Source organism: Mycobacterium sp. Panama NTM2 (genome assembly GCF_054355555.1).
The window spans coordinates 4,087,949-4,110,402 of record NZ_CM135953.1 but is presented as its reverse complement, the minus strand read 5'-3'; the positions used below and the strand labels follow the sequence as shown (position 1 = coordinate 4,110,402).

The window sequence follows — 22,454 nt, the reverse complement described above, 5'->3', positions numbered from 1 at the left end:
ATGGATTCACACGACGAGGGCCTGCATCCGGCGTGGTACACGCTGATCCTGCTCGTGGTGGTGGCCGTCGTTCTCTGGCTGACGTATTCGTTGTTCTTCGGCACCTTCACCTCCCACGAGACGGTCACGGTCACATCGGACCGCGCCGGGCTGGTGATGGAGACCAACTCGAAGGTCAAGCTGCGCGGGGTGCAGGTCGGCCGCGTCTCGGCGATCGAGGGCGGCAGTGAGCCGGTGGCGCTGCAGCTCGAGATCGACAAGGACAAGATCGGGTTCATCCCCGGCAACGTCGAGGCGCAGATCCGGGCCACCACGGTGTTCGGCGCCAAGTACGTCGACCTGATCTACCCCAGTGACCCGCAGGGAAAGCTGGAGGCCGGCCAGGTGATCCGGTCACGCAACGTCACCGTCGAGGCCAACACCGTCTTCCAGAACGTCGTCGCGATCATCGACCGGGTCGACGTGGCGAAGCTCAACAGCACGTTGTCCGCCCTCGCCGACGGGGTGCGCGGGCTGGGCCCGCAGATCGGCGAAGCCACCACCGCCGCCAACGAGGTTCTGCTGCAACTGAATCCGCGTAACGAGACGATCGCCGAGGACTGGCGCACGTTGCGCCGGTTCAACGACACCTACGGCGCCGCGGCGGGTGACATCGTGACCACGCTCGACGCGCTCAGCACCACCAGCACGACGATCGCCAACCGTGCCACGCAGCTCGACACGCTGCTGATGTCCACGATCGGGCTGTCCAACAGCGGCATCAGTCTCCTGGCGCCCAACCAGGCCAACCTGGTCAAGGCCATCAACGTGCTGCGGCCCACCACCGACCTGCTCTTCAAATACAGCCCGGAATACACCTGCCTGCTCACGGGCGCCAAGACGCTGCTCGACACCGGCGGGTACGAGGCACCGGGCGGTAACGGCCGCAGCCTGATTCTCGACGTAGGCCTGTCCCTGGGCGACGATCCGTACCACTACCCGGACAATCTTCCGATCATCGGCGCCAAGGGCGGCCCGGGCGGCAAACCCTCCTGCGGCTCGCTGCCCGACGTCGCCAAGAACTGGCCGGTGCGAAACCTGGTGACCAACACCGGCTTCGGTACCGGGATCGACTGGCGGCCCAACCCCGGGATCGGGTTCCCGGGCTATGCCAACTATCTGCCGACCACCCGCGCCGTGCCCGAACCGCCGAGCATCCGCAACCTGTTCGGTGGACCGGCCATCGGACCCGTCCCGTATCCCGGCGCACCCGCCTACGGTGCGGATCTGTACGCCCCTGACGGCAGCCCGCTGTGGCCGGGACTGCCGCCGGCCCCACCGCCGGGTGCGCCGCGGGAACCGGGACCCACGCCCGGGTCCGAACCGTTCATCGTCGCGAATCCTGCGCAGATGCAACCCACCCCGCTGCCGCCGGTGCCGCTGCCGCGTGAGGCCGCCCCGTCACCATGATCACCATCGAGACGCCGACCACCAACGAACCGACACGAAGAGGTGTACCGCCATGGCAGGCCTGACGACGAGGATCCGGCATGACGCATGGCGTCTTGCCGTGTTCCTGGCCGTATGCCTGCTGGGTGTGTTCGGGTTGTTCGCGGTCTTCGGCCAGATGCGCTTCGGTGAGAAGACGCACACCTACCGTGCGGAGTTCATCAACGTCAGCGGGCTCGAGGAGGGTGACTTCGTCCGCATCGCCGGAGTGGAGGTCGGACGCGTCGACAAGGTCGCCATCGAACCTGACACGACCGCGATCGTGGAATTCACGGCCGACGATTCGGTCGTGCTCACCGAGGGCAGCCGCGCGGTGATCCGGTACGACGACCTGATCGGCGGACGCTTCCTGTCCCTGCAGGAAGGCGCCGGGAGCACCGCGACGCTCAAACCGGGTGACACGATCCCGATGGCCCGCACGGCTCCGGCGCTCGACCTCGACGCCTTGATCGGCGGTTTCCGGCCGCTGTTCCGGGCGCTCGATCCCGAACAGGTGAATGCGCTGTCCGGGCAACTGATCTCGGCGCTGCAGGGCCAGGGCGGCACCATCAACTCGTTCCTGGGTCAGACTGCCGCACTGACGTCCACCCTGGCCGACCGGGATCAGCTGATCGGGCAGGTGATCACGAACCTCGACGTGGTGCTCGGGTCGCTGGGGGATCAGAGCGACCAGTTCGCCAAGGCGGTCGACGGGTTGTCCGGACTGGTGGAAACACTCAAAGATCGCCGACAGGACATCACCACCGGGTTGGCCTACACGAACGCGGCGGCGTCGAGCATCGCCGACCTCCTGGCGCAGTCCCGGGAGCCGTTCAGCAAGACCGTGCGCGAAACCGACCGTGCCGCAGGCATCGTCGTGGCCGACAACGAGTACTTCGACAATCTGCTCAACACGCTGCCCGACGCCTATCAGGCGCTGGCACGGCAGGGCATCTACGGTGACTTCTTCAGCTTCTACCTCTGCGACATCGTGCTCAAGCTCAACGGCAAGGGCGGCCAACCCGTGTACGTCAAGGTGGCCGGCCAGTCCACGGGGAGGTGCGCGCCGAGGTGAAATCGTTCAGTGAACGCAATCAGTTGATCATCGGCTCGGTCGGGCTCCTGGTGACCATCGGCGTGGTTCTGGGCTCGCTGAACTACACCAAATTGCCGTTCTTCCACGGCAACGAGTACTCGGCCTTCTTCGCCGACGCCGGCGGGCTGACCACCGGCCAGGACGTGTTGGTGTCGGGCTTCAAGGTCGGCACCGTCACCGCGATCGATCTGGACCAGTCGCGCGCACGCATCGCGTTCACCGTCGACAAGAACATCCGGCTCGGGGACCGCACCGAGGCGGCGATCAAGACCAAGGGACTCCTCGGCACCAAACTGCTCGAGGTCACCTCCCGCGGCGACGGCCGGCTCGACAGCCCGATTCCCTTGGAGCGCACCACCTCCCCGTACCAGCTGCCCGACGCGCTCGGCGACCTGGCGTCGACGATCAGCGGCCTGAACACCGACCAACTGTCCGAGTCCCTGCGGGTACTGTCCGCCACGTTCGCCGACACCCCACCGCAGCTGCGTGTGGCCATCGACGGCGTCGCCCGGTTCTCCCAGACCCTCGACGAACGCGACGCCCAGTTGCGCAACCTCCTCGGGAACGCGGACAAAGCGACGACGGTGCTGGCGCAGCGCAGCGATCAGATCGTCGGCCTGGTCAACAACAGCAACGCGCTGCTGGCCGAACTACGCACCCAGAGCGCGGCGCTGGATCAGATCTCCGGCAGCATCTCGACGCTGAGTGAGCAGCTGCTCGGCTTCATCAACGACAACCGCGCGATCCTCAAACCGTCGCTGGACAAGCTCAACGGCGTGCTGACGATGATCGACAACCGCAAGGAGCGACTGCAGAAGTCGCTACACCTGCTCCAGCAGTACTCGATGTCGCTGGGTGAGTCGGTGTCGTCGGGCCCGTTCTTCAAAACCTATGTGGCCAACCTGCTGCCGGGTCAGTTCGTGCAACCGTTCGTCGACGCCGCGTTCTCCGACCTGGGCTTGGACCCGAACGTGCTGCTGCCGTCGGAGCGCACCGATCCGCAGGTCGGTCAGCCGGGCACGCCCGCGCTCCCGGTGCCCTACCCGCGGACCGGCCAGGGTGGTGAACCGCGCCTGACCATCCCGGACGCCATCACCGGCAACCCCGGCGACCAAGGCTGCGGACCGCCCGGCCTGCCCCTGCCCGGACCCACCGGCTGCTACCCCTACCGGGAGCCGCTGCCGGCGCCGCCGCCCGGCGGTCCGCCGCCCGGCCCGCCGGCCGAGGCGCCGCCGAACCTGCAGTCGGTCCCCGGACCCACGCCGCTGCCGCAGTACGTGCCCGCGCCGGGCGAGGTCCCGCCCGCCGCACCCACGGACGGAGGAGGCCAGTGACGCGCATGCCGCGGTCCTTCCTCATCGCCGCGCTGGTGGTGATCCTCGCCGGCGGTGTCGTCGTGCTGCTGCGCACCACCGACCGGGTCGACCGCACCCACGCGGTGGCCTACTTCGAGAACACCAACGGCATCTACGCCGGCGACTACGTCAGCATCGTCGGGGTGCCCGTCGGCAGGATCGAATCGATCGAGCCGCAGCCCGAGTCGGTCAAGGTCAGCTTCTGGTACGACAGCAAGTACAAGGTGCCGGCCGACGTCAAGGCGGCGATACTGTCGCCGACGCTGGTGACGGCCCGCAGCATCCAGCTCACACCGCCCTACACCGACGGGCCTGTCCTGCGCGATGACGCGGTGATCCCGCGGGAACGCACCGCGGTGCCGGTGGAGTGGGACCAGGTCCGCGAACAACTGGCGAAGCTGGCCGAGAGCCTGCAGCCGACCGAGCCCGGCGGTGTGAGCCCGCTGGGCTCGGCGATCAACACCACCGCGGACAACCTGCGGGGCCAGGGCGCCGACATCCGCGACGCCGTCATCAAACTGTCGCAAGCCATCTCGGCGCTGGGAGACAAGAGCACCAACGTGTTCTCCACCGTCAAGAACCTCGCCATCCTGGTGTCGGCGCTGCAGGACAGCACCGATGTCATGCGCCAGCTCAACCAGAACCTCGCGAGCGTGACCGGACTGCTGGCCGACGACCCCGACGAGGTGGCCAACGCGGTCCGCGACCTCGACACCGTCGTCGGCGAGGTCCAGACTTTCGTGGCCGAGAACCGCGAATCGCTGGGCACCACCTCCGACAAACTCGCCGGGGTCACCCAGGCGCTCACCGACAGCCTCGGTGATCTCAAACAGTTCCTGCACGTGGGCCCCAACACGCTGCAGAACTACGTGAACATCTGGCAGCCGGCCCAGGGCGCGGTCAGCAGCGTCCCGATGATCAACAACTTCTCCGATCCGATCTCGTTCCTGTGCGGCGCCATCCAGGCGGCCTCCCGCCTCGGCGCCGAGGAATCGGCCAAGCTGTGCGTCCAGTACCTGGCGCCCATCGTCAAGAACCGCCAGTACAACTTCCTACCGGTCGCGCAGAACGTCTTCGTCGGCGCCAGCACCCGGCCCAACGAACTGACCTACAGCGAGGACTGGCTGCGGCCCGATTACATTCCGCCGCAAGGCCCCTCGGCACCGGCACCTGCTTCGGCGCCGTCGCCGGGCCCGGGACCCGGACCCGGCGAGGGCGCGCCGCTGCCGCCGTCGATGGGTCCGCTGCTGCCCGCCGAAGCGATCCCCACCACGCCCGACCCGGCCGCCGGCCTGCAGGGCATGATGGTGCCCCCGGGAGCGACGCCGTGAGGCCCGCCGTGCGTGCCGTGGCGGTGGCGGCCGTCGGGGTCGGACTGCTGTCGGGCTGCTCGGATTGGCGTGGCCTGAACTCACTTCCGCTGCCCGGCGTCGAAGGCACCGGGCCGGGGGCGTTCACCATCGAGGCGCAGATGCCCGACGTCAACGCCATCGAGCCGAACTCCCGCGTCCGCGTCGCCGATGTCAACGTCGGTCACGTCCGCAAGATCGAGCGCCAGGGCTGGCATGCCCTGGTCACGATGGAACTCAACGGCAATGTCGTGCTCCCCGCCAACGCCACCGCCACGCTCGGCCAGACCAGCCTGCTGGGCTCCCAGCACATCGAGCTCGCCCCGCCCACCGACGTCGCGCCCGCCGGCCGGCTCCATCAGGGCTCGCTGATCCCCCTGTCGTCGTCGAAGGCGTTCCCGACCACCGAGCAGGCGCTGGCCGCGGTGGCGATGCTGCTCAACGGCGGCGGCATCGGCGACATCCAGGACATCACCGAGGCGTTGAGCGTCGCGTTCGCCGGGCGTGAAGGTGACCTGCGCAGCCTGATCGAGCAACTGGACCTCGCGATCGGTTACCTGGACGACCAGAAGCAGGACATCATCGACGCCTCCGACAGCCTGAACAACCTGGTCGGGCAGTTCGCCGACCAGAAGCCGGTCGTGGATAAGGCACTCAGGACCATCCCGGACGCTCTCGCGGTGCTCAAGGACCAGCGCAAGAACCTCGCCGAGGCGCTGACGCAGCTGGGCAGGTTCAGCGCGCTGGCCGCCGATTCGGTCAATCAGACCAAGGAGGCGCTCGTCGCCGAGCTGCGCGACCTCGGCCCGACGGTGGAGCAGCTGGCCAACGCCGGGCCGGCGCTGACCCGCGCGCTCAGCTTCCTGCCCACGTTCCCGTTCCCGAAAGAGACGCTGACCAACTGGATTCGCGGTGATTACGCCAACCTGACCCTGGTCCTCGACCTGACGCTGAGCCGCATCGATCAGGGCATCTTCACCGGTTCGCGGTGGGAGTGCGACCTGACATGGCTGGAGCTGCAATGGGGCCGCACCATCGGTCAGTTCCCCAGCCCGTGCAACGCGGGGGGCCCCGGCACCGCCGGCAATCCGCTCGTCGCCCCGTACCGATTCGACCAGGGGCGTTGACATGCGGCTGACTCGTCGGATTCTCATCCAGATGGCGATCTTCGCGCTCATCGCGACGGTCGCCTTGACGATCATGGTCTTCGGATACATGCGGCTGCCTGCGTTCTTCGGGATCGGGCAGTACCAGGTCACGATGAAGCTGGCCGAAAGCGGCGGTCTGTACCCGCGCGGCAACGTCACCTACCGCGGCGTCGAAGTCGGCGAGGTCAAGAGCATCGCGCTGACCGACACCGGCGTGTCCGCGGTGTTGTCGCTGAACTCCGACGTCCCGATCCCCGCCGACGTCGAGGCCGAGGTGCACAGCGTTTCCGCGGTCGGCGAGCAGTTCGTCCAGCTGCTGCCGCGCAGCGCGGGCGGCCCGATGCTGCGCAACGGCGACGTCATTCCCGAGGACCGCACCACGGTGCCGACCGACATCAACACCGTCCTCGACGCCACCAACCGAGGGTTGGAGGCGATTCCGCAGGAGAACCTGCAGACCGTGGTCGACGAGGCGTACACCGCCGTCGGCGGTCTCGGTCCGGAGTTGCGGCGTCTGGTCAGCGGCAGTTCGACGCTGGCCATCGACGCCCGCAAGAACCTCGACTCGCTGATCACCGTGGTGGATCAGTCGAAACCGGTGCTGGACAGCCAGATCGACAGCGCAGACTCGATCCGGGCCTGGGCGTCGAACCTCGCGACCGTCACCGGTCAACTGCAACGGCAGGACCAAGCGGTCAACGGCATCCTCGACAAGGGCCCGGGTGCCGCCGAAGACGTGCGGGCGCTGTTCGACCGGCTGCGGCCGACGCTGCCGATCGTGCTGGCCAACCTCGCCAGCGTGGGCGAGGTGCTGGTCACCTATCAGCCCAGTCTCGAACAGCTGCTGGTGCTGCTGCCGCAGGGCACTGCGGTCACCCAGGCCGTCGGCGTGCACAAGCGCAACACCAAGCAGGACTACATGGGTGATGCGCTGAACTTCAACCTGAACCTGGCGATCCCCGCCTTCCCGGCGCCGATCCCGCTGCCCCCGCAGGCGCTGCCGCCACCCTGCACCACGGGCTTCCTGCCGGCGCAGCAGCGGCGCGTGCCGACCTTCGAGGACTATCCCGACCGGCCGCCGGGCAACGTCTACTGCCGGGTGCCGCAGGACGCGCCGTTCAACGTGCGCGGTGCCCGCAACCTGCCCTGCATCGAAAGGCCGGGCAAGCGCGCGCCGACGTGGCAAGAATGCGAGAGCGACGAGGTCTACGTGCCGCTCAACGACGGGTACAACTGGAAGGGCGATCCCAACGCGACGGCGTCCGGGCAGGCCGTTCCCGACATCCCGCCGGACATCCCACCTACCGGTGCTTCTCCGGCGCAACCCGCGCCGCCGCCGATCGCGGCCGCCGAATACGATCCGGCAAGCGGCACGTACGTCGGACCGGACGGACGTGTCTACACACAGTCCAATCTGGCCAACGGTGCCGCAGAGGAGAAGACATGGCAGACGATGCTCCTCCCCCCGAGGGGGAAGTGACGGAGACAGCGCCGGACACCAGCGTCGAACCGACCGACACCGACGACCTCGATGGGCCCGATGGCACCGACGAGGAGTCATTCGACGCGCAGCCGGCGCGTGAACCATGGTCTTCGGTCAAGATCGCCGTCGTGGCGGGGTCGGCCGTCGTCGTGGCGCTGGCGATTCTGACCGGCTGGCTGGGTTACCGCGCCTGGGAGTCGCAGCGCGCCGAGCAGGCGCGCGAGGTGTTCTTGCAGGTGGGCCGTCAGGGTGCGTTGAACCTGACCACGATCGACTGGCAGGAGGCCGACGCCGACGTGCAGCGCATCCTGGACTCCGCGACGGGGACCTTCTACGACGACTTCCAGCAGCGGGCGCAGGCGTTCGCCGATGTCGTGAAGCAGGCCAAGTCGACATCCGAGGGCACCATCGCCGAAGCGGGTCTGGAGTCCTCGACCGACGACGAGGCACGGGTCCTGGTCGCGGTGAACGTCAAGACGTCGAATGCCGGTGCGCCGGAACAGCAGCCGCGCGCGTGGCGGATGCGTATCTCGGTGGAGAAGATCGGCGACGAGGCCAAGGTGTCCAACGTGGAGTTCGTGCCGTGACAGAGGAGAAGAACGCCGAGGTGACCACCGAAGCGACCGAGGAGACCGCCGAGACCACCGAGACCACCGAGGCGACCGTCGACGAGACGTCGACGGCGCAGGAGGCCCCGCCGCTCGAGGACGAGGGCGGCGCTGCGGCCCCGACGACGCGGCGGCAGCCGCCCTGGTCGCGGATGGTCGCCTTCGCGCTGCTGCCTGCACTGGCGCTGATCCTCGCCCTGGGCGCGGGCTACCTGAAGTGGCAGGACAACGGCGTCCGCAACGGTGAGATCGCCGCGGCGACGTCGATGCAGGCGGCTCGGGACGGCACGGTCGCGTTGCTGTCCTACACGCCGGACAAGGTCGAACAGCAGCTCGGCGCCGCCCGCGATCTGCTCACCGGCCAGTTCCGCGACTCCTACACCTCGCTGACCAACGACGTCGTGATCCCGGGCGCCAAGCAGAAGCAGATCGCCGCCGTCGCGACCGTCCCCGCCGCGGCGTCGGTGTCGGCCACGCCAGAGAAGGCCGTCGTGCTGGTCTTCGTCAATCAGACGGTGACCGTCGGCAACGACGCGCCGACCGACACGAACTCGAGCGTGCGCGTCACCCTGGAGAAGGTCGGGACCCGCTGGCTGATCTCGGAGTTCGACCCGGTCTGATCACGTCCTGCGGCCGGGGTGGCTGCGGCCCAGCAGCGGTAGCAGCAGCCGGTGCGGTGCATGGCGATACAGCAGCGCGGCCGCTCGGTTGGGCGCACCGGGAACGATCACCCCGCGGCCCCGGTCGAGGCCGTCGATCGCGGTGCGCGCCACCGCATCGGCCTGCTCCCACAGAAACGGCGGCAACATCTTCTCTGCTTCCTCATCCGGAATGCCTGCGGTGGCACCGAATTCGGTGCGCACGGGGCCGGGGCACACCACGGCCGCGGTCACGCCGCTGTCGCGCAACTCCTCACGCAGAGCTTCGGTGTAGGACAGCACGAAGGCCTTGGCCGCCCCGTAGGAGGCCTGGAACGGCACCGGTCCGAACGCGCCGACCGAGGCCACGTTGAGCACCGCGCCACGCCCGCGCGCCACCATCGCGGGCACGAACCGGGCGCTCAGATCCACCACCGCCGCGACGTCGAGCTCGATCAGTCGCAGTTCGTCGGACACGCTCACCCGTGCCACCGGTCCCAGGTTCGACATGCCTGCGTTGTTGACGAGGACCTCGACCGTCACCCCGAGTGCGGCCACCTGATCGGGCAGCGTGGCACGTTGAGCCGGATCGGCCAGGTCGACGGGAAGCACGTAGGCGCGGGTGTCGAGGGACTGCGCCAGCGCGGTCAGTTTGTCGGCGCGCCGGGCCACCAGCACCACCGGGTAGCCGCGCCCGGCGAACTCGCGGGCGATCTGCTCGCCGATTCCCGACGATGCGCCTGTCACCAGTACCGCTCCGGTTTCCGAGACGGGTGGCAGCAGCGACATGGCGCAAGCCTAGCCTTGGCACCATGACGGCGCGTCGACTCACCGCGGTCGACGCACAGATGTTGTGGCTGTCGGCGGCGACCCCGAACGACCAGTTCCTGCTCTACGCTTTCGGCGCGCCGGTCGACTCCGTAGCCGCGGTGGCTGCCGTGCGCGACAACGCTGCCCGCTGTGCTGCGCTGACGGTCCGGGTCCGTGACCGAGGCCCCTGGCGCTATCCGGTGTGGGAGCCATGCGACGTGGCCACCGACCAGTTCGTGGTGCGCGACGCGACGACGTGGCCGCAGGTGTTGGCGGCGGTGGCCGCGCTGGGGCACGATCAGGTCGACGCTCATGTCCATCCGTGGCGCCTGCACGTGTTCCCCAGCGTCGATGGAATTCCGCGAGTCGACGTCGGATCGGTTGCGGTGCTGCAGATCTCGCACGCGCTGGCGGACGGGGCGCGGGCCTCGGGGCTGGCGGCCCGGTTGTTCGGGCGCGCCGGTTCACTGGAGCGGGTGCGACCCCGGCCGACCCGTGGCTTCGTGCGTCGGTCGGCGGCAGCGGCCCGGGCGCACCGCCGTCTGGTCCGCGACACCGACGCGGGTCTCGTTCCGGCACCGGCAGTGTCGTGTCCGGTGCTGCGCAGCAACACTCGGCCGGCCGGCCCGGTGCACCTCCGTACCGTCGTCCGGCACCGCGATCAGCTGTCCGGCCCGACCGTCACCGTCGCTGCGCTGACGGCGATCTCGGCGGCGCTGTCCACGCATCTGCGGGAGCGCGGTGATGATCCGGCGCGGCTCGGTGCAGAGCTCCCGATGGCCAAACCCGGTGTGCGTCATGCCAGCAACCACTTCGGCAACGTCGGGGTCGGGCTCTACCCGGACCTGCCGTCCGAGCGGCGTGCGCAGGCGATCGCCCAGGATCTGCACCGGCGCCGCCGTCGCGTAGCACATTCGGCGGTGGCCGCGCAGGACGCGGCGTTCGCCGCGGTCCCGGCTTCGCTGTTGCGTTGGGGGATGGGGCAATTCGATCCGGATCAGCGCTCGTCGACGGTCGCCGGCAACACCGTCGTCTCCAGCGTGAACAGGGGCCGGGCGGATCTGTCCTTCGGTGGCGCCCCCGTCGAGCTCACGGCCGGCTTCCCTGCGCTGTCGCCGATGATGGGCGTCACACACGGGGTGCACGGCATCGGCGACACCGTCGCGATCAGCGTGCACGCCGCCGAATCGGCGATCGACGACGTCGACGCCTACGTGGAGCGGCTGGCCGGCGAGCTCGGCTGAGCAACCGTCCCGGTGCGCGCGACGACCGCCTGCAGCGACCGCTGTGCGGCCTCGCGGTCGTCGCCCATGCCGACGAGGGCGTCGATGATGAGCGGGCCCAGGATGAGCGACAATCCGTGCCCGTCGTGGCCGAAGAACCCGGCGGTCTCGAGCATCACGACGCCGTGAACGACACTCCACAACCGGGCCGCCGCCGCGAGCTCGTCGTCCGGGCGGATGCGCCCGGCGGCCATCATGCGGTGCACGGCCTGGCGCAGGGCGCCGAAGGATGCGGCCCATTCCCTGCGGTCGGTGCCGCTGCCTGTCGACGTCAGGTCGACCCGGTGCGCGGCGATCGACGCGGGCGCCGAGGTGCCGAACATCAGCTGGTAGCGCTGCGGATTGGCCATCGCGAACCGGTGGTAGGCCAGACCCATCGCCAGGAAGTCGGCCACCGGGTCCTCGGTCGGCGGCATCTCGGTGAGGGCGGCGGTGAACCGGTCGAAGACCTCGCGGGCGATCGCGTCGAGGAGTCCCGTCATCCCGCCGAAGTGGGTGTACACCGCCATCGTCGACGTGCCCGCCTCGGCAGCGACGGCACGCGCCCGCAATGCGGCGACACCATCGCGCTCGAGGAGGCGGACTCCTGCGTCGATCACGGCTTCCGGCATGGAATTCACGGTTGCCATCGTGCCATAACGGTGTTATACAAGACCCACGATAACGCTGTTATAGGAGACGGACATGGCCAATCGCTATCTCGAGGGCGTCTACGCGCCGCTGTCGGAGGAAGTCACGCTCACCGATCTGGAGGTGACCGGATCGATTCCCGAGCATCTCGACGGCCGGTACCTGCGCAACGGCCCGAATCCGATCGGCGAGATCGACCCGCAGCTCTACCACTGGTTCGTCGGCGATGGCATGGTTCACGGCATCCGGCTGCGCGACGGCCGCGCCGAGTGGTACCGCAATCGCTGGGTTCGCGGCCCCGGCACGGCGCGCGCGCTGGGGGAGGCGGTGCCCGACCAGCGAGCCACGGTGTCGCCGATCGGCGCGAACACCAACGTCATCGGCCACGCCGGCAAGACGCTGGCGCTCATCGAGGCGGGTGTGCCCGCCTACGAGCTCACCGATGAGCTGGACACCGTGGGGCTGTGCGACTTCGACGGCACCCTGCCCGGCGGCTACACCGCCCACCCCAAACGCGACCCCGACACCGGCGAGCTCCACGCGGTGTCCTACCGCCTGGCGCAGAAGAACACCGTGCAGTACTCGGTGATCGGAGCCGACGGGCGTGCGCGTCGCACCGTCGACATCGACGTCACGGGGAGCCCGATGATGCACGACTTCTCGCTGACCGAGCGGTATGTGGTGTTCTACGACCTGCCCGTCACCTTCGACGTCGAGCAGGCCGTCGAGATGACGGTGCCCCGGGCGCTGCGGCTGCCCGCCCGCCTGATGCTCTCGGCGTTGATCGGCCGCGTGCGCATCCCCGACCCGATCGCGGCGCGCATGCCGGCCGCGCCGTCGGCCGACCGTCGCTTCCCGTATTCGTGGAATCCGCGCTATCCCGCACGCATCGGGGTCATGCCACGCGACGGCGGCAACGCCGACGTCCGCTGGTTCGACGTCGAGCCCTGCTACGTGTTCCACCCGATGAACGCCTACGACTCCGGTGACACCATCGTGCTCGACGTGATCCGGCATCCCAAGATGTTCGACACCGACCACCTCGGCCCCGCAGAAGGCCCGCCCACGCTGGAGCGCTGGACCGTGGATCTGGCCGACGGCAAGGTGCGCGAGTCCCGCATCGACGACCGCCCGCAGGAGTTCCCCCGCGTCGACGAGCGGCTCGTCGGCAAGCGGCACCGCTACGGCTACGCGGCCGGGTTCACTGCCGGCGGTGACGAGACGCTGTTCAAACACGATCTCGTGGGACACAATTCGGCCGCCCGCTCGTTCGGGCCGGGGAAGGCCGTCGGCGAGTTCGTGTTCGAACCCACTGCCGCCGACGCCGACGAGGACGACGGCGTGCTGATGGGATACGTGTACGACCGGGCCACCGACAGCAGCGAGCTGATGATCCTCGACGCGCAGACCCTCGACGACGTCGCCGCGGTCAAGCTGCCGCACCGCGTGCCCGCCGGGTTCCACGGCAACTGGGTGCCCGCGTAGCCGAGTGCGCGAGTGTGAATGCTGATACGCCCGCAGCGGCGTGTCGGGGATGAAACCGCACATTCGCGTTCACCGGAACTGGAACACGTTCTAGTCTGGGGAGCCATGGGGTTTCTCAAGCAAGACGCACCCGTCGTCGACTACGCCGAATGGAGCAAGGGAACCCGCGCGGAGCGGATCGTCCCGATGGCCAGACACTGGGCCGAGGTGGGCTTCGGCACGCCGGTGGTGATGCACCTGTTCTACGTCGTCAAGATCCTGCTCTACGTGCTCGTCGCGTGGCTGGTGGTGCTGACCACCACAGGCGTCGACGGGTTCACCAACGTCGCCGCCTGGTATCACGAGCCGATCGTGTACCAGAAGGTCGTCTTCTACACGATGCTGTTCGAGATCGTCGGGCTGGGCTGCGGCTTCGGCCCGCTGAACAACCGCTTCTTCCCGCCGATGGGCTCGATCCTGTACTGGTTGCGGCCCAGCACCATTCGGCTGCCCCCGTGGCCCAACCGCATCCCACTGACCACGGGTGACTCCCGCACGCCCGTCGATGTGGTGCTCTACGCCGCTCTGCTGGTGATGCTGCTGGTCGCCTTGTTCTCCGACGGCACCGGACCCATCCCGGAGCTCGGGTCCGAGATCGGTGTGCTGCCGGTGTGGCAGACCGCGACGATCCTCGTGCTGCTCGGGCTCGCCGGGCTGCGCGACAAGGTGCTGTTCCTGGCCGCACGCGGCGAGGTGTACGGCGCGCTGGCGGTCTGCTTCCTGTTCAGCGGCGCCGACATCGTGATCGCGGCCAAGCTGGTGTGCGTGGTGATCTGGATGGGTGCGGCGACCTCGAAGCTGAACAAGCACTTCCCGTTCGTCATCTCGACGATGATGAGCAACAACCCCGTGATCCGCCCGCGCTGGATCAAACGCAAGTTCTTCGAGCACTTCCCCGATGATCTGCGGCCCGGCCGGGCGTCGCGCTGGCTCGCCCACATCTCGACGGCGATCGAGATGCTCGTGCCGCTGGCACTGTTTTTCTCCCACGGCGGCTGGGTGACCGCGATCGCGGCGTTCGTGATGCTGTGCTTCCACTTCGGCATCCTCTCGGCCATCCCGATGGGGGTGCCGCTGGAGTGGAACGTCTTCATGATGTTCTCCGTGCTGGCGCTGTTCGTCGGCAACGCCGGCATCGGGCTGAGCGATCTGCAGAGCCCGTGGCCGCTGGTGCTCTTCGCAGTCTCCGCGGGCACCGTCGCGATCGGAAACCTGTTCCCGCGCAAGGTGTCTTTCCTGCCCGGCATGCGGTACTACGCGGGTAACTGGGACACGTCGCTGTGGTGCATCAAGCCCTCGGCCGACGCCAAGATCGCGGCCGGCATCGTCGCGATCGCGAGCATGCCCGCGGCGCAGATGGAGAAGTTCTACGGCAGCCGCGAGACCGCCGAGATGTACCAGTACATGGGATATGCCTTCCGCTCGTTCAACACTCACGGCCGCGCGATGTTCACGCTCGCGCACCGGCTGATGGCGGGTCACGACGAAGCCGACTATGTGCTGACCGACGGAGAACGCATCTGCAGCACCGCGATCGGATGGAATTTCGGCGACGGCCACATGCACAACGAGCAGCTGATCGCCGCGCTGCAGAAGCGCTGTCATTTCGAACCGGGGGAGGTGCGGGTGTTGCTGCTCGACGCGCAACCCATCCACCGGCAGCGTCAGCAGTACCGTCTCGTCGACGCGGCGACGGGGGAGTTCGAGCGCGGCTACATCCTGGTCGCGGACATGGTGACCCGCCAACCATGGGACGACACGGTGCCGGTGCACGTGACGTGGCAGCGCGACGGGGCGGACGCTCCGTGACTCAGCCCATCACGTCGCGGATCGGCACGCTCTCCAGGCCGGTGAGCAGGAGCTCTCGCGACACGTCGAGGTGCTTGCGCCAATGCTGCTCGGCACCGGCGGCGTCACCGGCCCGCAGGTAGGTCATCAACTTGCGGTAGGACCGCATCAGCTTGTCGTAGTCGGCTTTCGAGACGGGCCTGCGTTCGTTGAACACGAAGGCGGTGTGCCGCACCGTGATCTCGTGCAGCATGCCGGCGACGATGGACAGCGTCGCGTTTCCCGACAGCTGCACCACGCGCAGATGGAACGCGCCGGTGTTCTCGGCCAGCCGGTCGGACTCGCAGCCCTGGGCCACCAGATCCTCGAGCAGCGTGTCGAGTTCGGCGAACGACTCTTCCGAACCGGACTCGGCGAGCAGCCGCGCCGCCAAGGGTTCGATGCCTGCCTTGGCGGTCAGCAGATCGGCGATCGTGGCGCCGGACAGTTCCAGTAGCAATCCCGCGGGCCGCGCAACCACCTCGGGACCCGGCACCCGCACCCGCGCCCCGGTGCGAGATCCGCGGCGCACCTCGACCAGACGCTCGGACTCCAGCACGCGGACGGCTTCGCGCAGCGTCGGTCGGCTCACGCCGAAGTGGGCCATCAGTTCGGCCTCGTTGGGCAGGAAGTCACCGTCGGTCAGCTGACCATCGACCACCATGCGCCGCAGCGTGCCCGCGACCAGTTCGGCGGTCTTGGGCGACCGCACACCTGACCGCGAACCGGCAGCGTCGATCATCGGCGCCAACCGGGTACTCCGCGTCACGATGTCTCCACGTCAACTGGGTCGGGCCACCGCGGGTGCGGTGAGCTGTGCAACTCAGTAAACCATGTCGGCCGGCCGGAATCCTTCCGCGTTTGTCCGTCGGGCGCAGTGATCTGCGTGGCAGGGTATCGGCATGCCGGAGGAAGTGACGGTCGAGCGAGCCGCCGAGCGGTTGCACCCCGTCGACACGCTGGGAATTCCGCTCGGGCCCGGGCAGCCGCCGGCTTTCCTGCGCGCCCTCGGCGAGCGCACCGGCTGGACGGACCTGCGGGTGTACGGCGCGCTGCTGGCGGTGGGGACCGAACTCTTCTCCCGCGCGGGGGTCCGTTACGTGTCGGGGTTCTACGGTCCCCTGGAGCGGGCCCTGCGCGACTCCGGCGCAGACGTCGATTTCATGCCCGCGGACTTCCGTCGGTTCGGGCCGCTGCTGGAACGTCAGCGACCCCGCGTGATGGCCACTGTCGCGACACCCCCTGATTCCGACGGGTGGTGCTCGCTGTCGCTGCACGCCGGTGCCACCGTCGCCGAACTGCACCGGGCCGGCGCCGATCCGGACCGGCTGCTGATCGTCGAAGCCTCCGAAGCGTTTCCGCGCACCGGCGGCTGGGGTGAGCAATACCGCCACGCGGTGCACGTCGACGAGATCGATGTGCTGATCCCGTCGGCCGAGCCACCGCTCGCGCTCCCTGCTGCGGCGCCCACCGACACCGACGTCGCGATCGCCCGGCACGCGGTCGGGTTCATCGGCTCCGGGGCCACGCTGCAGACCGGGATCGGCGCCATCCCGAGCCAGATCGCGACGATGCTCGCCGACGGGGACGTCGGTGACTTCGGTGTACACAGCGAGATGTTCACCGACGGCTGCATGCGGCTGCATCAGGCGGGCAAGGTCACCAACGCGCGCAAGGGTCAGTACGACGGCGTGAGCGTGACGACGTTCGCGTTGGGCTCCTCCGATCTCTACACCTGGCTCGACGGCAACCGTGACGTCGCGTTCCTTCCCGTCGAGGTGGTCAACGCCCCCGAGGTCATCGCGGCCAACACCGACATGATCTCGATCAACGGCGCGCTCGCGGTCGACGTGCACGGCCAGGTCGTGGCCGACACCATCGGCGACGAACAATTCAGCGGGATCGGCGGGGCCGAGGACTTCGTGGCCGGAGTCGGCCTAGAGTTGAGCGACCGGTCGCTGATCTGCCTGCCGTCGACGTTCGAACGCGACGGCGTCACTCACTCGCGCATCGTGGCGCAATTCGCTCCCGGCACGGTCGTCACGACACCCCGCCACCACGTCGACGTCATCGTCACCGAATACGGCGCCGCGGAGCTCGAAGGGCTCACCGTGCGCGAGCGCGGGCACGCGTTGGCCGCGATCGCGCATCCGCTGTTCCGGGACGAGTTGATCGACGCGGCGGACCGTGCCGCGCGCCGCCAATGAGCAAGTTGACCTAGTAAACCTTGTTCGTTTAACTTCGAAGAATCCATCCAATGAAGGAGTGTCTTCCATGCCTGAAGCCGTCATCGTCGAGGCAGTGCGGTCACCCGTCGGCAAGCGCAACGGAGGCCTCTCCGGAGTGCATCCGGCCGAGCTGTCCGCACAGGTGCTCAACGGTCTGGTCGAGCGAGCCGGGGTCGACCCGGCACTGGTCGACGACGTCATCTGGGGGTGCGTCATGCAAGCGGGTGAGCAGGCGCTCGACATCGCCCGCACCGCGCTGCTGACGGCCCGCTGGCCGGAGTCGGTGCCCGGGGTGACCGTGGACCGGCAGTGCGGATCGAGCCAGCAGTCGGTGCACTTCGCCGCGGCCGGCGTGGTCGCCGGACACTACGACGTCGTCGTCGCCGGTGGCGTCGAGTCGATGTCGCGGACCCCGATGGGTTCATCGCTGGCCGGTGGCGGAAACCCGTACCCCGCCGGGTTCAAGGACCGCTACAGCAAGACGCCGAACCAGGGCATCGGTGCCGAGATGATCGCCGAGCAGTGGGGGTTCAGCCGCACCGATCTCGACCAGTACTCCCTCGACTCGCACGAAAAGGCCGCTGCGGCACAGGATGCCGGCGCGTTCGAGGGTCAGATCGTGGCGATCAAAGACCAGGACGGTAATCCGGTCCTCACCGACGAGGGCATCCGGCGCGGCACGACGCTGGAGAAGATGGGTCAGCTCAAGCCCGCGTTCCGTGAGGACGGGGTGATCCACGCCGGCAACAGCTCTCAGATCTCCGACGGCTCGGCGGCGCTGCTGTTCATGTCGGCCGAGAAGGCCAAGGAGCTCGGCCTCAAGCCGCTGGCGAAGGTGCACACCGCGGTGCTGGCAGGCGCCGACCCGGTGATCATGCTGACCGCGCCGATCCCGGCGACACAGAAGGCGCTCAAGCGGTCCGGGCTGTCGATCGATCAGATCGGCGCCTTCGAGGTGAACGAGGCGTTCGCGCCCGTTCCGATGGCGTGGCTCAAGGACATCGGCGCCGACGAGAAGAAACTCAACCCCAACGGCGGGGCGATCGCACTCGGCCACCCGCTCGGCGGCTCGGGCGCCCGGATCATGACCACGTTGCTCCATCACATGCGCGACAACGGGATTCAGTACGGACTGCAGACCATGTGCGAGGGCGGCGGACAGGCCAACGCGACCATCCTGGAGCTGCTGTGACCGAGGCGTCCCAGCCCCAGCCCGGCGCACTGGTCGAGCGGCGCGGCAACGTCATGGTCATCACGATCAACCGGCCCGAGGCCCGCAACGCCATCAACTCCGCGGTCTCGATCGCCCTCGGTGACGCCCTCGACGAAGCGCAGAACGATCCCGACGTGTGGGCCGTCGTGCTCACCGGGTCGGGGGACAAATCCTTCTGCGCCGGAGCCGATCTCAAGGCGCTTTCGCGCGGTGAGAACATCGGCCACCCCGACCGTCCCAAGTGGGGGTTCGCCGGCTACGTAAGGCACTTCATCGACAAGCCGACCATCGCGGCGGTCAACGGCACCGCGCTGGGCGGCGGCACCGAGCTGGCGCTGGCCAGTGACCTCGTCGTCGCGCAGGAGAGCGCGACATTCGGTCTGCCCGAGGTGAAGCGGGGCCTGATCGCCGGCGCGGGCGGAGTGTTCCGGATCGTCGAGCAGATCCCGCGCAAGGTCGCGATGCAGATGATGCTCACCGGAGAGCCGATCAGCGCGGCCGACGCGCAGCGCTGGGGACTGGTCAACGAGGTGGTGCCGGACGGGACGGCGCTCGACGCCGCACTCGCCCTGGGCGAACGCATCACCGTCAACGCTCCGCTGGCCGTGCAGGCGAGCAAGCGAGTCGCCCGCGGCGCCGATGACGGCGTCGTCGTCGACGAGGAAGCCGGCTGGACCCGCACGATGCGCGAAGCCGTCGTGGTGTTCAGCTCCGAGGACGCACAGGAAGGCCCGCTCGCGTTCGCTCAGAAGCGCCAGCCGGTCTGGAAAGCCAAGTAAGGGAGTCGATATGAAGCGCACCATCTACGAAGCCGAGCACGAGGCGTTCCGCGACACCGTACGCGGATACATCGAGAGCGAGCTGGTGCCCAACGCCGAGAAGTGGGAAGCCGATCGCATCGTCGACCGGTCGGCCTATGTCGCGGCGGGCAAGCACGGCCTGATCGGGTTCAACATGCCCGAGGAATACGGCGGCGGCGGTTCGGACGACTTCCGGTTCAACGCGATCATCGACGAGGAGATCGCCAAGGCCGGTGTGCCGGGACCCGGGCTGAGCCTGCACAACGACGTCGTCGCACCGTATTTCAAGGACCTCACCACCGATGAGCAGAAGGCACGGTGGCTCCCGGGGATCGCCAGCGGCGAGACGATCATCGCCGTCGCGATGACCGAGCCGGGCGCTGGCAGCGACCTCGCGGGCATCCGCACCTCGGCCGTACGCGACGGGGACGACTGGATCCTCAACGGGTCCAAGACGTTCATCTCCTCGGGCATCAACAGCGACCTCGTCGTCGTCGTGGCGCGCACCGATCCCGAGGCCGGCCACAAAGGCTTTTCGTTGCTGGTGGTCGAGCGGGACATGCCCGGGTTCACCCGCGGCCGCAAGCTCGACAAGATGGGGATGCACGCCCAGGACACCGCCGAGCTGCACTTCGAGAACGTCCGGGTGCCGAACGACAATGTGCTGGGCAAGGAGGGCCGCGGCTTCTACCACCTGATGCAGAACCTGCCCTCGGAGCGGCTCTCGATCGCGATCTCCGCGATCGCCGGGGCGCGCGAAACCTGGCGCCAGACACTGCAATACGCCAAGGATCGCAAGGCGTTCGGCCAGCCGATCGGCAGCTTCCAGCACAACCGGTTCCTGCTCGCGGAGATGGACACCGAGCTCGACGTCACCGAGCAGTACGTGGACCGGTGCCTGCAGGCCATCGTCGACGGCGAGCTGACCGCGGTCGAAGCGGCAAAGGCGAAGTGGTGGGCGACCGAGGTCGCCAAGAAGGTCGTCGACCAGTGCGTGCAGCTGCACGGCGGCTACGGCTGGATGATGGAGTACCGCGTCTGCCGTGACTACGTCGACGGTCGCATCATGACGATCTTCGGTGGCACCACCGAGATCATGAAAGAGATCATCGGCCGCGATCTCGGCCTGTAAACAGCGATTTCGGCGTGGTTGTCATCGCTGAGCGACGACAACCACGCCGAAGTCACTAACCGATCGGGGCTTCTGCGGCCGGAGTGGTCGACGTCTCGGCGGGCAGCGGCGTAGCCGGCGTGCTCGTCGGAGTCGCCGACGTGCTGGTCGGTTCGGCCGAGGTGCTCGTGGACGTCGGCGTCGTGGGGGCCGGTGCCTCCGCCGGGTTCAGCACGTGGTCGACCAGGTAGATCCGTGCGTTTTCCGCCTGGATGCCGCCGCACAGCACCTTGGTGGTCTCGTTGACCTTCAGGTCACCACCGGAGCCGGTCACCTCGATCTCGGTGCCCTCCTGGGTGGGCCGCTGGCCCTTCACGTCATCGGGGCCCAGCAGGCCGAGGAACACGTGGTAGTAGAGCAGGCTGGTCAGCGCGGCCGGATCGGTGCGCAGCACCTCCTGCTGCTCGGGCGGCAGCTCGGCGAACGCCTCGTTGGTGGGGGCGAACACCACGAACGGGCCGTTGTCGAGCACCGGGGCGATGTTGACCGCCGGGTTCAGCTGACCCGACACCGCGGCGTTGAACGAACTGATGTCCGGGATGGCGGCCAGCGCCTTGCTCACCGGGACGTTGTTCAGGCTCTTCCAGTTCGGCACCGCTTTTTTGAACGGATCGCACTGCGGACCCTGCGGGTCGGGAATCTCGGCCGTCACGGTCGTGGTCGTCGGCTGGGCGGATGCGGTGACAGCCAGCGGAACCGACAGGGCGATCGCGGCGGCACTCGCAGCGATGCCGATGGCCTTGCTGGGGCGGGTCTTCACGTTCTGCTCCTCATGCTCGTCAGGTCGCTTGGCATGCTAAGCGCACGCTCGGGTCACGACCAAGTCGAGAATGTGTCGCGGTTGGGCCACGACGTGTTACAGGAGAGCCCCTGACCAGGGCTTATCGCGCGCCCTCAGCGGGTGTGCAGAGCTGCTCCGAGAGCTGCCACAACTCCAGTGCGCGCGCCTCGTCCATGGCATACGGCGCCGCCACGGTGACTGCGCAGTCGGACAGATAGACCCCCCCGGCAGCGGCCACCTCGTCGCTGACGGCGGCCCACACCTGTGTCGCCGCGCCGTACTCCGGCGTGGTGAACTGCCGGTTGGTGCGGCCCCGCTGGTTCAAGTCGGCGAAGTCCTGCTCGTCCATGTGCCGGGCGAGCGAGGTGGCGACGATGCCGGGATGTACCGCGTAGGCGTGCACACCGCTGTCGCGCAGGCGACGGTCCAGTTCGACGGCGTGCAACACGTTGGCCGTCTTCGAGGCGCCGTACGCGGTGAACTTGTCGTAGTCGCGTCGTTCCCAATTGGGATCGTCGAGGTCGACGTCGCCGAGCCGATGGCCCTCCGAGGAGAGGTTCACCACCCGCGCGCCGTCAGCGGCGACCAGGGCGGGCAGCAGCGATCGGGTCAGTTCGAAGTGGCCCAGATGATTGGTGCCGAACTGCAGCTCGAATCCGTCGACGGTGCGCTCGAACGGCGTGAACATCACCCCGGCGTTGTTCATCAGGACGTGCACGGCCGGGGTGAGGTCGCTGATCTCCGCCGCGGCCGCACTCACCGACTCCAGCGAGGTGAGGTCCAACCGCACCGTCGCGGTCAGTGCCTTCGGCTCCTGGTCGCGAACCCATGACTCGGTCTCGGCGAGCGCCGCCGCGTCCCGACCCGTCAGGATCACCCGCGCACCCGTGCGTGCCAGGCATCGGGCCGACTCGCGGCCCAGTCCCGACGTCGCGCCGGTGATCACGACGGTCTTACCGGTCAGATCGACGTCCTCGACGATCTGCAGGGCGGTGGGGGTCGACATCGTCGTCGAATCGGAGGCGCTCACGACGAGAGGATCG

20 protein-coding genes are annotated in these 22,454 nt (G+C 68.3%); 15 read left to right on the top strand and 5 right to left on the bottom strand.

Annotation, left to right across the window (positions count from 1 at the left end):
• From ACXYX3_RS19505 to ACXYX3_RS19470, 8 genes are read left to right on the top strand one after another with little or no spacing between them, the layout of a single operon-like run.
• The gene (locus ACXYX3_RS19505; protein ID WP_241207048.1) at nucleotides 1–1,449 is read left to right on the top strand and encodes an MCE family protein; all 1,449 of its coding nucleotides are present in this window, start codon (nucleotides 1–3) and stop codon (nucleotides 1,447–1,449) included.
• Nucleotides 1,450–1,501: 52 nt separating this feature from the next.
• A complete protein-coding gene (locus ACXYX3_RS19500) occupies nucleotides 1,502–2,542 on the top strand; it encodes a virulence factor Mce family protein (protein ID WP_458608670.1) in 1,041 nt (346 codons plus the stop codon).
• Nucleotides 2,539–3,897, top strand: a complete 1,359-nt coding sequence (locus tag ACXYX3_RS19495; protein ID WP_458608669.1) for an MCE family protein — start codon at nucleotides 2,539–2,541, stop codon at nucleotides 3,895–3,897. Before ACXYX3_RS19500 ends, ACXYX3_RS19495 begins: the two co-directional genes overlap by 4 nt.
• A gap of 5 nt (nucleotides 3,898–3,902) precedes the next feature.
• Nucleotides 3,903–5,249, top strand: coding sequence for a virulence factor Mce family protein (locus tag ACXYX3_RS19490; RefSeq protein WP_458612150.1), 1,347 nt, complete (start codon nucleotides 3,903–3,905; stop codon nucleotides 5,247–5,249).
• The gene (locus ACXYX3_RS19485) at nucleotides 5,246–6,394 is read left to right on the top strand and encodes a virulence factor Mce family protein (RefSeq protein ID WP_458608668.1); all 1,149 of its coding nucleotides are present in this window, start codon (nucleotides 5,246–5,248) and stop codon (nucleotides 6,392–6,394) included. Before ACXYX3_RS19490 ends, ACXYX3_RS19485 begins: the two co-directional genes overlap by 4 nt.
• 1 nt (nucleotide 6,395) lies before the next feature.
• A complete protein-coding gene (locus tag ACXYX3_RS19480) occupies nucleotides 6,396–7,895 on the top strand; it encodes an MCE family protein (protein WP_458608667.1) in 1,500 nt (499 codons plus the stop codon).
• The gene (locus ACXYX3_RS19475) at nucleotides 7,859–8,485 is read left to right on the top strand and encodes a tetratricopeptide repeat protein (protein ID WP_458608666.1); all 627 of its coding nucleotides are present in this window, start codon (nucleotides 7,859–7,861) and stop codon (nucleotides 8,483–8,485) included. The genes ACXYX3_RS19480 and ACXYX3_RS19475 overlap by 37 nt, the downstream gene beginning before the upstream one ends.
• Nucleotides 8,482–9,126, top strand: coding sequence for a hypothetical protein (locus ACXYX3_RS19470; RefSeq protein ID WP_458608665.1), 645 nt, complete (start codon nucleotides 8,482–8,484; stop codon nucleotides 9,124–9,126). Before ACXYX3_RS19475 ends, ACXYX3_RS19470 begins: the two co-directional genes overlap by 4 nt.
• On the opposite strand, the gene ACXYX3_RS19465 is transcribed toward ACXYX3_RS19470, so the two are convergent.
• Nucleotides 9,127–9,933: an SDR family NAD(P)-dependent oxidoreductase gene (locus tag ACXYX3_RS19465; RefSeq protein WP_458608664.1), complete on the bottom strand. Its 807-nt coding sequence runs from the start codon at nucleotides 9,931–9,933 to the stop codon at nucleotides 9,127–9,129.
• Between the two features lie 23 nt (nucleotides 9,934–9,956).
• Here ACXYX3_RS19465 and ACXYX3_RS19460 point away from each other — a divergent pair, with 23 nt between their 5' ends.
• Nucleotides 9,957–11,198 (top strand): WS/DGAT domain-containing protein, encoded by a 1,242-nt coding sequence (locus ACXYX3_RS19460; RefSeq protein ID WP_458608663.1) that lies wholly within the window; start codon nucleotides 9,957–9,959, stop codon nucleotides 11,196–11,198.
• On the opposite strand, the gene ACXYX3_RS19455 is transcribed toward ACXYX3_RS19460, so the two are convergent.
• On the bottom strand, nucleotides 11,165–11,848 hold the full coding sequence (locus ACXYX3_RS19455; RefSeq protein ID WP_374238420.1) for a TetR-like C-terminal domain-containing protein: 684 nt from the start codon (nucleotides 11,846–11,848) through the stop codon (nucleotides 11,165–11,167). The genes ACXYX3_RS19460 and ACXYX3_RS19455 overlap by 34 nt on opposite strands.
• A gap of 73 nt (nucleotides 11,849–11,921) precedes the next feature.
• Between ACXYX3_RS19455 and ACXYX3_RS19450 the strand changes: the two genes are divergently transcribed.
• Both ACXYX3_RS19450 and ACXYX3_RS19445 read left to right on the top strand, forming a co-directional pair.
• Nucleotides 11,922–13,352 (top strand): carotenoid oxygenase family protein, encoded by a 1,431-nt coding sequence (locus ACXYX3_RS19450; protein WP_241207058.1) that lies wholly within the window; start codon nucleotides 11,922–11,924, stop codon nucleotides 13,350–13,352.
• A 105-nt stretch (nucleotides 13,353–13,457) separates the two neighbouring features.
• The gene (locus ACXYX3_RS19445) at nucleotides 13,458–15,200 is read left to right on the top strand and encodes a DUF3556 domain-containing protein (RefSeq protein ID WP_458608662.1); all 1,743 of its coding nucleotides are present in this window, start codon (nucleotides 13,458–13,460) and stop codon (nucleotides 15,198–15,200) included.
• A gap of 1 nt (nucleotide 15,201) precedes the next feature.
• Here the strand turns inward: ACXYX3_RS19445 and ACXYX3_RS19440 are convergent, their stop codons facing one another.
• Entirely contained in the window at nucleotides 15,202–15,987 is a 786-nt protein-coding gene (locus ACXYX3_RS19440; RefSeq protein WP_458608661.1) for a FadR/GntR family transcriptional regulator, read from the bottom strand.
• 133 nt (nucleotides 15,988–16,120) lie between these two features.
• On the opposite strand from ACXYX3_RS19440, the gene ACXYX3_RS19435 reads away from it, so the two are divergent.
• The 4 genes from ACXYX3_RS19435 (at nucleotide 16,121) to ACXYX3_RS19420 (ending at nucleotide 20,591) form a co-directional block, all read left to right on the top strand.
• A complete protein-coding gene (locus tag ACXYX3_RS19435) occupies nucleotides 16,121–17,425 on the top strand; it encodes an acetyl-CoA hydrolase/transferase family protein (protein WP_458608660.1) in 1,305 nt (434 codons plus the stop codon).
• 67 nt (nucleotides 17,426–17,492) lie between these two features.
• On the top strand, nucleotides 17,493–18,638 hold the full coding sequence (locus ACXYX3_RS19430; RefSeq protein ID WP_241207062.1) for a thiolase family protein: 1,146 nt from the start codon (nucleotides 17,493–17,495) through the stop codon (nucleotides 18,636–18,638).
• 53 nt (nucleotides 18,639–18,691) lie between these two features.
• Nucleotides 18,692–19,438, top strand: a complete 747-nt coding sequence (locus ACXYX3_RS19425; RefSeq protein WP_458612149.1) for a crotonase/enoyl-CoA hydratase family protein — start codon at nucleotides 18,692–18,694, stop codon at nucleotides 19,436–19,438.
• Between the two features lie 10 nt (nucleotides 19,439–19,448).
• On the top strand, nucleotides 19,449–20,591 hold the full coding sequence (locus ACXYX3_RS19420; protein ID WP_458608659.1) for an acyl-CoA dehydrogenase family protein: 1,143 nt from the start codon (nucleotides 19,449–19,451) through the stop codon (nucleotides 20,589–20,591).
• 55 nt (nucleotides 20,592–20,646) lie between these two features.
• Here ACXYX3_RS19420 and ACXYX3_RS19415 read toward each other — a convergent pair whose 3' ends face one another.
• A complete protein-coding gene (locus ACXYX3_RS19415) occupies nucleotides 20,647–21,390 on the bottom strand; it encodes a fasciclin domain-containing protein (RefSeq protein ID WP_458608658.1) in 744 nt (247 codons plus the stop codon).
• 121 nt (nucleotides 21,391–21,511) lie between these two features.
• The gene (locus tag ACXYX3_RS19410; protein ID WP_458612148.1) at nucleotides 21,512–22,417 is read right to left on the bottom strand and encodes an SDR family NAD(P)-dependent oxidoreductase; all 906 of its coding nucleotides are present in this window, start codon (nucleotides 22,415–22,417) and stop codon (nucleotides 21,512–21,514) included.
• Between the last annotated feature and the right edge of the window lie 37 nt (nucleotides 22,418–22,454).